The organism is Veillonella sp. 3627, assembly GCF_003992195.1.
In the GTDB taxonomy this organism is placed as follows: Bacteria; Bacillota; Negativicutes; order Veillonellales; family Veillonellaceae; genus F0422.
Genome location: NZ_RQVG01000004.1, coordinates 17,821 through 29,970, shown reverse-complemented (window position 1 = coordinate 29,970; position 12,150 = coordinate 17,821). Strand labels below are relative to the sequence as shown.

Annotated in this window: 10 protein-coding genes; 9 read left to right on the top strand and 1 reads right to left on the bottom strand. The window is 40.0% G+C overall.

The window, feature by feature from the left end:
• Positions 1 to 13 precede the first annotated feature (13 nt).
• The 3 genes from hydA (at position 14) to EO114_RS03030 (ending at position 5,435) form a co-directional block, all read left to right on the top strand.
• Positions 14 to 1,315 (top strand): dihydropyrimidinase, encoded by a 1,302-nt coding sequence (gene hydA / locus EO114_RS03040; protein ID WP_240629054.1) that lies wholly within the window; start codon positions 14 to 16, stop codon positions 1,313 to 1,315.
• An 18-nt stretch (positions 1,316 to 1,333) separates the two neighbouring features.
• On the top strand, positions 1,334 to 3,883 hold the full coding sequence (gene xdh / locus EO114_RS03035) for a selenium-dependent xanthine dehydrogenase (protein ID WP_127061465.1): 2,550 nt from the start codon (positions 1,334 to 1,336) through the stop codon (positions 3,881 to 3,883).
• A gap of 151 nt (positions 3,884 to 4,034) precedes the next feature.
• Complete coding sequence (locus EO114_RS03030; RefSeq protein ID WP_009353298.1) at positions 4,035 to 5,435, top strand: nucleobase:cation symporter-2 family protein; 1,401 nt, start codon at positions 4,035 to 4,037, stop codon at positions 5,433 to 5,435.
• A gap of 136 nt (positions 5,436 to 5,571) precedes the next feature.
• Here the strand turns inward: EO114_RS03030 and EO114_RS03025 are convergent, their stop codons facing one another.
• Positions 5,572 to 6,732, bottom strand: coding sequence for an aminotransferase class V-fold PLP-dependent enzyme (locus EO114_RS03025; protein ID WP_127061463.1), 1,161 nt, complete (start codon positions 6,730 to 6,732; stop codon positions 5,572 to 5,574).
• Positions 6,733 to 6,851: 119 nt separating this feature from the next.
• Here EO114_RS03025 and yedE point away from each other — a divergent pair, with 119 nt between their 5' ends.
• The 6 genes from yedE (at position 6,852) to EO114_RS02995 (ending at position 12,143) form a co-directional block, all read left to right on the top strand.
• Positions 6,852 to 7,904, top strand: coding sequence for a YedE family putative selenium transporter (gene yedE, locus EO114_RS03020; RefSeq protein ID WP_127061461.1), 1,053 nt, complete (start codon positions 6,852 to 6,854; stop codon positions 7,902 to 7,904).
• Positions 7,905 to 7,922: 18 nt separating this feature from the next.
• On the top strand, positions 7,923 to 8,126 hold the full coding sequence (locus EO114_RS03015; protein WP_062401594.1) for a sulfurtransferase TusA family protein: 204 nt from the start codon (positions 7,923 to 7,925) through the stop codon (positions 8,124 to 8,126).
• Position 8,127: 1 nt separating this feature from the next.
• Positions 8,128 to 8,376, top strand: a complete 249-nt coding sequence (locus EO114_RS03010; RefSeq protein ID WP_062401597.1) for a DUF3343 domain-containing protein — start codon at positions 8,128 to 8,130, stop codon at positions 8,374 to 8,376.
• Between the two features lie 253 nt (positions 8,377 to 8,629).
• Entirely contained in the window at positions 8,630 to 9,418 is a 789-nt protein-coding gene (locus tag EO114_RS03005) for a xanthine dehydrogenase family protein subunit M (protein ID WP_009353291.1), read from the top strand.
• Complete coding sequence (locus EO114_RS03000; protein ID WP_009353384.1) at positions 9,409 to 9,864, top strand: (2Fe-2S)-binding protein; 456 nt, start codon at positions 9,409 to 9,411, stop codon at positions 9,862 to 9,864. The genes EO114_RS03005 and EO114_RS03000 overlap by 10 nt, the downstream gene beginning before the upstream one ends.
• Positions 9,861 to 12,143, top strand: coding sequence for a xanthine dehydrogenase family protein molybdopterin-binding subunit (locus tag EO114_RS02995; protein WP_127061458.1), 2,283 nt, complete (start codon positions 9,861 to 9,863; stop codon positions 12,141 to 12,143). Before EO114_RS03000 ends, EO114_RS02995 begins: the two co-directional genes overlap by 4 nt.
• The last annotated feature ends 7 nt before the right edge of the window (positions 12,144 to 12,150 follow it).

Here is a 12,150-nt window from a genome sequence, read left to right as displayed (position 1 = left end):
CCCAACGGGAGTCATGCAAGGGACGATAGCAATTGAAAACGATACAATTGTAGAGTTAGCTCCTCATATTGAGGCAAAACCAGGAGATGTACGAATCGATGCAAAAGGGCGCTATGTGTTGCCTGGAGGAATCGATACACATACCCATTTTGAAATGACCAACGCTTTTGCCACCACGGCAGACGATTTTGAAAGTGGTACAAAAGCAGCCATTATGGGGGGGACCACGACGATTATTAATTTTGCATCGCCTTTTGAAGAATCTTTGTTAGAAGGTTTGCGACGCGATAAGAAACGGGCGGAAGGACGTTGCTCTTGTGACTATAAATTTCATATGGAATTATTAGATATGAATGAGCAAGTAGCAGCGGAAATTCCTAAGGTCGTTGAAGAAGGCGTCGCATCCTTCAAAGTATATATGGCCTACAGCTTTAGTATTGACGATCGGTCAATTTATGAAGCAATTAAAGCAATCGCCCCAACCGGTGCGTTGGTAGCAGCCCACTGTGAGAATGGAGCGATGATTGCAGCTAAGGTACAGGAAATGAGAGCGGAAGGAGATACAGAAGCAAAGTATCATCCACTTTCAAAGCCAGATACTATAGAAGCAGAAGCAATGCATCGTTTCATTCGACTAGGGGAATTAGCAGATTATCCAGTACATATTGTACATGTGAGCTCTGCAGCAGGATTAGATGTGATTGAGGAACGCAGAAAGAATGGGGCAAAAGTGACCTGTGAAACCTGTCCTCAATACTTATTACTGACAGATGAATTGTATAATCAGCCGGATGGAAAAGGATTGAGATATATCTTAAGTCCACCTCTTAGAAAACAAAGAGATGTGGAGATTTTGCAAGCAGCGGTAGAACGTGGAGTTTTCCAAACTTTATGTACGGATCACTGCAATTATACATTAGCGCAAAAAGCGCAGGGTCTTGGTGACTTTACGAAAACACCAGGTGGTTTGCCAGGTGTAGAAGAGCGGATGATTCTAATGTGGGATATGTTTGTTCATAGTGGACGAATCGACCCTGTAGAATATATGAAATTAACTAGCGAAACACCAGCTAAGTTATATGGATTATATCCAAAAAAAGGAACGTTACAGGTAGGAAGTGATGCGGATATTGTGATACTTTCACCAGATGTAACAGAATGTATGACTTCGGATAAAACTCATAGTCGGTCAGATTATACACCTTATGAAGGAATGACTGTACATGGTCGAATAGATGATGTATTTTTACGTGGGCACCATGTGGTGCAAGATAGAAAATTAGTGGAAGCCTATAAAGGGGAATTCCAACAATAATTGGAGGGAGGTCTCTGTATGTACCGATTTCAAGTTAACGGTATTTGGCGTGAGGTAGAAGAAGATAAACGACTAATGGATTATCTTCGTGATGACCTACGCTTAACCGGAACAAAGGACGGTTGTAGTGCAGGTGCTTGTGGAGCTTGTACAATTCTCATTGATGGGAAAAAGGTAAAAGCTTGTATAGGTAAAGTTTCGCAAATGGAAGGCAAATCAATTATTACCATTGAAGGCCTTACAGAACGTGAAAAAGAAGTGTATGTATATGCTTTTGCAGAGTGTGGAGCTGTACAATGTGGTTTCTGTATTCCAGGCATGATTATCAGTGCTAAAGCATTATTGGATACTACATTAGAACCTACAAGGGCAGATGTTCAAAAAGCTTTATTGGGAAATATTTGTCGTTGTACAGGATATGTAAAAATTGAAGATGCTATTTTATTAGCTGCTCGTTTATTTAAAGAGAACGCACCAGTTCCTAAAAATGATGTAGATGGTACTGTAGGATCTCGCTTACATCGTATAGATGCAGCTGAAAAAGCATTGGGTACAGGATTATATGCAGATGACATGGTGGTAGATGGCATGATTTATGCCAAAGCGATCCGTTCTAAATATCCACGTGCTCGTGTTGATGCAATCCATATTGAAGAAGCTTTGGCACATCCTCAATGTGTAACTGTATTAACGACGAAAGATGTACCTTTCAATAAAACAGGTCATATTGTTCCTGACTGGGATGTTATGATTGCAGAAGGTGATATTACTCGCTATGTAGGTGATGCTATTGCTGTAGTAGCAGTAAAAGAGAAAAAATATTTACAAGAAGTATGTAATTTGGTAACGGTAGATTATACAGAATTAAAACCTGTATTAACTCCAGAAGAAGCTTTGGCAGAAGATGCACCATTATTACATCCAAATGGAAATATCCTATCTCATCAAGCGTTAAATCGTGGGAATGCTGATGAAGTCATTGCTAATGCGGCTCATGTGGTAACAAGACATTACTCTACACCGCAAACAGATCATGCATTTATGGAACCTGAGTGTGCAATTGCTGTGAAAACAGAAGATGGCATACAATTATACACAGGTGGCCAAAGTATCTATGATGAGCAACATGAAGTAGCTCGTATGTTAGGTTTGGAAGAATCTCAAGTTAAGGTTCATAGTATGCTAGTAGGTGGCGGATTCGGTGGTAAAGAAGATATGAGTGTGCAACATCATGCAGCGCTTGTAGCTTGGAAAACTGGATTCCCTACAAAAGTACAATTAACTCGTCAAGAAAGTTTAGATGTACATCCAAAACGTCATGCAATGGAAATGGATATTACTACTGCATGTGATGAAAACGGTAAATTGTTAGCTACAAAAGTTAAAATTGTATCCGACTGTGGTGCTTATGCATCTTTAGGTGGCCCAGTATTACAACGGGCAGGTACACACTCTAGTGGACCATATAACTTTGAACATTTCTCTATGGATGGTATTTGTGTGTATACGAATACTGTACCAGGTGGTGCATTCCGTGGTTTTGGTGTAACACAAACTATATTTGGACAAGAGATCAATATCGACTTACTAGCTAAAGAGGTAGGCATGGACCCTTGGGAATTCCGTTATAAAAATGCGGTTCGCCCTGGTGATTACTTGCCGAATGGACAATTATGTACACCGGATACTGGTATAGCTGAATGCTTAGAAGCAGTCAAAGATGCATATTATGCGAGTGATCGGACAGGCCTTGCGATTTGCTTGAAAAATAGTGGGGTTGGTGTAGGATTGCCAGACACTGGTCGAGTTATTTTAGAAGTTCGTGATGGTAAAGTGCGCATCCGTACATCTGCTGCATGTATTGGTCAAGGTGTAGGTACAGTAGCATCTCAGATTGTATGTGAAGCTACAAAATTGTCACCAGATCAAATTATAGTAGAAGCACCAGATACGGAACGTACACCAAACTCTGGAACTACAACAGCATCACGACAAACGGTATTTACAGGGGAAGCAACACGTAGAGCGGCTATAAAATTAGCAGAATTGTTAGCCACTAAAACGTTAGCTGAACTTGAAGGAATAGAAGTTTATGAAGAGTTCCTTGGCGTTACGGATCCATTTGATTCGGACAAAGATCATCCTAAGAGCCATGTGGCTTATGGATATGGAGCTTGCGTAGCTACGATTGGAGATGATAACAAAGTAAGTGAACTTCATGTGGCCTATGATGTAGGACGAGTTGTAAACCCACAATCTTGTGAAGGGCAAGTAGAGGGTGGAGCTATCATGGGTATGGGCTATGGTGTAACAGAAGACTTCAAGTACAATGAAGGTAAGGTAGTTACAAAATATGGCACATTAGGCTTGTTAAGAGCTACACAACGTCCAGAAATTAAATGTACATTCATAGAAAAAGGTACACCAGACCAATATGCATATGGTGCTAAAGGTATTGGGGAAATCAGTAGTATCCCAATTGCTCCAGCTATTGCCAATGCATATAATCGTTTGGACGGTATGGAACGTCGTTCTTTACCACTTGAGAAAACTGGATATCGAAAATAATCAGTAAGGGAGAGAGTGTGCTCAGTCTATGAAGTTCGATGTTGTAGCAAGTATGGGAGTGCTTGCTACTTCATCAGATGATGTCTAAAATTCAAAACATGATATAAGCATAAGACTAGTATATTCTATTAAGTAATATGAGGTGATTCATATGGCACATCAAATTCAGGGAGTTAATCATGTAGACGGAATGTTACCAATTCCTAAATTGTTTGCTTACGGTTTACAACACGTATTGGCAATGTATGCAGGAGCAGTAGCGGTTCCAATTATCATAGCACAAGCTATGGGGTTATCAGAGGCGCAGTTGATTCAATTAATTAACGCAGATTTATTTACTTGTGGTATTGCCACTTTGATCCAAACGTTAGGATTTTGGAAAATCGGCGCAAAAATTCCTTTGATTCAAGGGATTACATTTGCTGCGGTATCTCCAATGATTTTAATTGGTCAAGAGCATGGTATGACAAGTATTTACGGGGCCGTTATCGTAGCCGGGATAGTCACATTCTTGATTTCTCATCTATTTAGTCGTTTAATCCGCTTTTTTCCACCTGTAGTTACAGGTACTATTATTACAATTATCGGTATTACATTAATGCCTGTATCCGTTCGTTGGGTAGGGGGAGGTAACCCTAGTTCACCTGAATTTGCGAGTCCAATTAACTTGCTACTGGCTACCTTAACATTGGCAATCGTAGTAGCAGTGTATCGATTTGGTAAAGGATTCTGGAGTAATGTAGCAGTTTTAGTAGGTTTAGTAGTTGGAACATTAGCGTCAATGGCACTGGGTGTAGCTAACTTAGGGGCCGTTGGTCAAGCAGAATGGTTTGCAGTCGTAACACCATTAGCGTTCGGTTGGCCAACATTTGAATTTTCCTCTATTATTTCTATGGTCATTGTTATGCTTGTTGTTATGACAGAAACGACTGGTGACTGTATCGCAATTGGTGAAATCGTTGAGAAACCAATTGGTAAAAAAGAATTAGCTGATTGCTTACGTGCAGATGGTTTTGCAACTATGATTGGTGGATTTTTAAATAGTTTCCCACATACAGCATTTGCGCAAAACGTAGGTCTTGTAGCTGTAACAAACGTAAAAAGCCGTTTCGTAGTAGCTGCTTCTGGTGTTATTTTAGTAGCATTAGGATTATTCCCTAAAATGGCAGCGGTTGTAGCAAGTATTCCTAACCCTGTATTAGGTGGTGCTGGTATTGCTATGTTTGGTATGATTATTGCTAGTGGTATTCGCTCTTTATCTAAAGTACAATTTGATGGTACTTATAATCTTATGATTGTAGCTATCAGTATTGGTGTGAGTATGATTCCGTTAGCAGTACCAAGTTTCTATAATCATTTCCCTGAATGGTTGAAAATTGTTCTTCATAGTGGTATTACATTCGGTAGCTTAATGGCAGTCATTCTTAATGTATTGTTAAATGGCTATGGCAATGAAACACATGTGGTCCAAAAAACTCGTCGCGAAAAAGCGATTGCTCGTTTAGATAAATGGAAAGCAGAACGTAAAGTTCGTAGAAATCAATCTATTTAATCAAAATACTGTATATGGTTAGACTTAGGTTACATATATAAGTGCTTTCTTTATACAGAAAGTAGCACAAAAATAGGTAAGCACCAATTATATGTATAATTGGTGCTTACTTTATTTTTAATATGTAATATTCTAGCTATAAGAGTTGTTTGGTTTGTAATAGATCCAAGCTATTTAATATAGTATCTACTTCATCAGCTGTGTTGTGGTAGCCAAAGGAAAAGCGAACTGTTCCTCTAGGATAGGTACCTAGTATTTGATGAGCAGTAGGAGCGCAGTGCAACCCAACTCTAGTGATAATATGATAATCTTGTTCCAGTTTGTGAGCCAGTTCTGCTGGATCACAATGAGTAGGAGAAATAGAAATCACGGCTGTCCGATTTTGAATGTCGGGAATTCCGTGAATAGTATATTTCGATAATTCTTGCAAGCCACATATGAATTGCTTGGTCAAAGACAATTCATGTTGGTAAATACTCTCGATACCTACTGTATTGAGATAGGATAGACTAGCATGGAGGCCGAGGATTCCAGGAATATTAGGCGTACCTGGTTCAAAGCGATCGGGAAAGGTAGTGGGAATCTCTAAGGTATGAGAAAAACTGCCTGTGCCACCACTTAGTATGGGCTGTATTTGATGAGCTACATCTTTAGTAAGGAGAAAGCCGCCGATACCTTGAGGTCCAAGTAACCCTTTATGACCAGTAAAGCATAGAATGTCGATATTCATATCTTTCATATGTATTGGTAAGATACCAGCTGATTGGGCAGCATCTACGATACACAATAGATTATGTTCTTTACAAAATGCACCAATTTCGGCAATGGGTTGAATGGTACCACATACATTAGAGACATGAGTCACTAGAATGGCCTTTGTAGTAGGCAAGAGAAGTGATTCTAAGGTAGAGGTAATCATTTCACCTTGAGGTGTGCTTGGAATAGTGGAGTAAGAAACACCTTTCATAGATAATTGATGGAGCGGACGCATGACTGCGTTATGCTCTATGCTGGAGATTAGGAGGTGATCACCAGCGGAAAAAAGACCTTGTAAGACCATATTTAGACTAGTTGTCACATTGGGAGTAAAGATGATGTATTTTGGACTAGGTCCACCTAATAGTTGTTGTAACTGTTGGCGTGTTTCTAGGATCAAACGTTCCACTTGGTACGCATCTTCGTTAGAGGAGCGATGAACAGAAGCTCCATTATAGGAAATGTAATCATACATAGCTTGCGCTACAGTTGGCGCTTTCGGGAAAGAGGTACTGCTATTATCTGCATAGATAGACTTCATAATTATAACTCCTTTTAATATGTATATTATATTTAGTATAAAGTAATGCGTGCAAAATATCAATTTGTAGGGACTGAAGTAAACTAGTCGAAGAGGTAATGTTTAGTAGGAGAGGTACTATGAGTGTAATAAGTGAAAAGCAAAGAATTATTATTGCTGGATTAATTATTGGTGTGATTGCTAGTTTGTTAGTGCTAGCGGGAAACCCACAAAATATGGGTTTTTGTATTGCTTGTTTCATTCGTGATTCTGTAGGAGGCTTGGGTCTGCATAGAGCAGCACCAGTACAATACATTCGTCCAGAGATTATTGGATTAGTGTTAGGAGCCTTTTTATTATCTTGGTTCCGTGGAGAGCGATCTGCTAAAGGTGGTTCCGCTCCAGCAACACGATTTACCTTAGGGTTCTTTACTATGATTGGCTGTCTTATTTTCTTAGGATGTCCATTCCGTATGATTTTGCGCTTAGCAGGTGGTGACTGGAATGCAATCATGGGTCTATTAGGATTCACAGGTGGTATTGCAGTGGGTACAGTATTCTTAAAACGTGGATATTCCTTGGGTAGAACATACATTGTATCTAAAATGGATTCCTATATAATGCCAGCAGCACAGGTGATTTTATTAGGTCTTGTAGTGGCAGCGCCAGCGTTCATTTTCTTTACTGAAAAAGGACCAGGTGCCATTCATGCTCCGTTATGGATTTCTTTAGCAGCTGGTTTAGTAGTAGGTGGCTTGGCACAATATAGCCGCCTTTGTATGGTAGGTGGTATCCGGGATATCATTCTATTTAAAGAAACAAAATTAATTCTTGGTTTTATTGCGATTCTTGTAGCAGCGTTCCTAGTGAACATTTCTGTAGGTAACTTCCATCCTGGTTTTGTGAAACAACCAATTGCGCACACAGATGGATTATGGAACTTCTTAGGTATGGCCTTGGCAGGTTTATGCTGTACATTAATGGGTGGTTGTCCATTGCGTCAATTAATCTTATCTGGTGAAGGTAACTCCGATTCCACAATTACAGTAGTGGGCCTAGCAGCAGGCGCAGCATTCGCACATAACTTTGGTTTAGCTGCATCTGGTACTGGAGTTCCAGTGGCGGGCCAAATTGCAGTAGGTGTAGGCTTTGTGATTGCCTTAGTTATTGCTGTTAAAAATATGCGTAAATAGGAAATTTAGGAGGTAACTATGATTGATGTGAGAGGACTATCTTGTCCAGAACCAGTTATTATGGTACAAAAAGCAATGGCATTAGGTGACAGTGAATATACTGTGCAATCTGACTCTAAAACAGCGGTAGAAAATATTACTCGATTTGTATTGGCTCAAGGTTATACAATCGTGTCTAAAGAAGAGAATGGTGAGTATATCATCACTATTACAAAACAATAATATGGAATATGTAGCAACGTTTTATTCTCACTTTGGGGCTATCCAATTTGAACAATTTTGTAAGCAAGCATCGATTGCGGTACACTTACAGCCTGTTCCACGTTGGCTTAGCTCATCATGTGGTACATGTGCAATTTTCCAAGTGGATCGATGCATTGTTGAAGACATTCCTGAAGATATTTTAGAAGATATAGAGCAGGTTGTAGAGAAACAAACAGAAGGATATAGAGAGATCTATAAAAGTAATTGAACATCTTGCAAAGTATATCTCATATAAAGTTGATATTAGGCATACATAAACTTAGTCTCGAATAATGATAGATTCATTGTAGTTCGAAGTAGTTTGTGTATGCCTATTTTTATAGTAATGATTGCGAGTAACATATGATGTATATGGATTATGCATATATGGATGCTTAGTATCTGAGATAATTCATATGCCAAAATCTTCATATACATGGTACAATAAGGATATAGAGATGTTGGAGTCAGGAGGTATAAGTATGCTTATGTTTATGCAAGTGCAACAGCCTAAAACAGTAGAAGAGGCACATGCACTCATGGTGAAGCAAAAGATGGCACCTATCTTAGCTGGTGGTTGCTGGACGCGATTGGGAAATCGTAAATGGCCTATGGTGATTGACTTGTCTGAATTAGGTCTCCGCTATATTGAGGAGGACGAAACGGAATACCGCATTGGTGCCATGGCTACACAGCGAGATGTAGAGGTGTACGAACCATTTAAAACATTCTGTAGAGGAGTGCTCCCAAAAGCTGTGAAAGATATTTTAGGTGTTCAATTCCGCAGTATGGCTACCATGGGGGGATCGGTAGCAGCAAAATTCGGTTTCTCTGATATTATTCCTGCCTTATTAGCATTACGAGCAGAAGTACGTTTGTTTGAAGCGGGCCGTATGCCGATAGAACAATATTTAACGTATGGAACAAGAGATTTATTACTTGAAATTATTGTGCCAAAACAAGAAGTACCTGTAGCGATTGAAGCATTACGGAAATCTACTTCAGATTTTCCTTATTTAACGGGATCTGCACGATTAGATGATCAAGGCTACTCGGTATATATTGGTTGTCGACCAGGTAAACCAGCATTAGCTGCGAAATCCTGCCAGATTATTAATGAAAAAGGATTGGATGCTTTGGATGAAGCGGTAATCTTGATTCAAGAGGAATTATCCTTTCAAAGTAACTCACATGCAAGTGCAGAGTATCGCTTAGAGATGGCAAAAAACATGTTTAAACGATTGGTAAAAGAGGTGGCACAATGGAAATAATGTTACAAGTGAACGGAGTGAAACGAAATATTCTCATCGAAACGGATGAAATGTTATTAGAAACATTGCGTAACTTAGGCTTTTACAGTGTACGTTGCGGCTGTGATACAACAAACTGCGGTTTATGCACTGTATGGGTAGATGGTGATCCTATATTATCTTGTGCATACCCTACATTCAGAGCTGTGGGTCATGAAATCACTACCTTAGAAGGTGTAGCGGAGGAAGCTGCAGAATTAGCGGATTGTTTGGCTGAAGAAGGGGCTGATCAATGTGGCTACTGTACAACTGGTATGATGATGAGTGCCATTGCATTAAGCCGTAAATACCCAAATGCTACTGATGAGGAAATTAAAGCTTACCTAAACAACAATTTATGCCGTTGTACTGGTTATGAATCGCATATGCGAGGGATTCGTAAATTTTTAGGAGGCAAAACACTATGAAACATTTAGGACAAAGTTATAAAAAAACAGACTCCACAACGATTTTAAGTGGTAAAGCCGCCTATACAGAAGATTTTATTCCATCCAATGCCTTATGTATTAAGATACTTCGCAGTCCTCATGCCTTTGCTAAAATTGTAGATATTAATATTGACGCCGCTTTAAAAGTACCTGGTGTGGAAGCAATATATACCTATAAAGATGTGCCACAAACTCGATTTACCTTAGCTGGTCAAAGCTATCCAGAGCCATCTGCGTATGATATGTTGATTTTAGATCAAGTGGTTCGCTATGTGGGGGATGAAGTAGCAATAGTCGTGGCTGTGGATGAACGGACAGCATTGAAAGCTATGCCTCTCATCAAAGTAAAATATGAGGTCTATGAACCAGTCTTGGATATGCATACAGCTATCGATCATCCTAGCATCATTCACGCTGAAGATGACTTTCACTATAACTTCCCAGTAGGGGGAGATCCTAAGCGAAATCTTGCTTGTTCCTATAGTCATGTAGTGGGTGATTTAGAAGCGGAACTGGCAAAATGTGATTATGTGGTAGAAGAGTCTTACTTTGACCAAGCTACTTTACAATCGGCGATGGAAACTTTTAGGACCTTTGCTACCATAGATCAATTTAATCGTCTTGTGATTACAAGTTCGACACAGGTACCATTCCATATTCGTAGACATGTGGCGCATGCTTTGGGGCTTTCTGCGGCTCAAATTCGTGTTATCAAGCCTCGTATTGGCGGTGGTTTTGGCTCTAAACAAACGGGTTGTACAGAAATGTTCCCTGCTTTTGTGACCTGGAAGTTAAAAAAGCCATCCTATATCGTGTACGATCGTCACGAAGCGAATAACTGTTCCACTAGCCGACATGCAAGGGATTGGAAAGTTCGTGTAGGTGCCACAAAAGATGGTATTATCCAAGTTATCGATATGGTGGCTGTATCCGATGCAGGAGCACACGGTAGCCATGCATTGACAACTTTCACAGCAGGAGAACATAAATCCTTGCCTCTATATAATAAAACGAAAGCGATTCGTTATGAATCTAAGGTAGTGTACACAAACCATATGCCAGGCGGCGCGTTCCGTGGTTATGGCGCTACAGAAGCCTTGTGGCCGTTGGAGTGTGCTATTACAAAATTGGCTCATACAATGGGTGTAGATGAAATCGATTTACGCTTGAAAAATTTAATTGGTGTAGGAGAAACTGCACAATCCTTTCATCCAGGAGAAGTGTTGGCATCTGGTCTATTGAAAGAAGCCATCCAAAAAGCGAAAGAAATGTCTAACTGGGACAATCGTCCAAAATCATGGAAAATCGATGATCGCCATAGGGGCGGTTTAGGGGTTGCCTTAGCCTTCCAAGGGTCGGGTATTGCCAATATTGACTCTGCCTCTGTAGAAGTGCGCATGCTTGATGACGGTACGTATATGTTATTTACAGGGTCGACAGATATGGGGCAAGGCTCCAATACGGCGTTAGCACAAATTGCTTGTGAAACTTTGGGCTGTCCCATGGATATGATGGTTGTCTATGAAGCAGATACTGACGTAGTACCATTCGATCCGGGATCTTATGCATCGAGTACGACTTATGTGACAGGGACTGCTACGAAACTGGCTTGTGATGAGTTGAAAGAAAAAATCTTGCAAGAATTTGGTCGTATCTTAGAAGTGAATCCAAGTACACTTTCGTTTGATGGGGAAAAAGTGTGGACTGAAGATGGTTCTAAAACGATGACTACTAAAGAGTTAGCACCGAAACTTGTATCAGGCCCGAAAGGACATTACTTAAGCGGTATGGCTACTTGGGGTAGTCAAACATCTCCACCTCCTTTCATGGTGGGTATTGCAGAGGTGAAAGTAGACATTGAAACAGGTAAAGTAACGCCTGAAAACTATTATGCTGTGGTCGACTGCGGTACTATTGTGAATCGAAATTTAGCCACTGTGCAAACAGAAGGTGGTGTTGTACAAGGTATTGGCATGGCATTGTATGAAGAAATTCGCTATTCGTCTCGTGGTGTGTTAGAAACGAATAATTTCATGCATTATAAATTACCAACACGATTAGATACTGGTAATATTCATGTAGATTTTGTGGAATCCTATGAACCAACAGGTGCCTACGGCATTAAATCTATTGGAGAAGTGGTTATCAATACATCTTGTCCAGCGATTCAAGGGGCGATCTTGAATGCTACAGGTGCTGAGGTAACTACATTGCCAATGATTCCAGAACGTGTGTATAAGGCATTACAAAATAAATAAGTAGAGC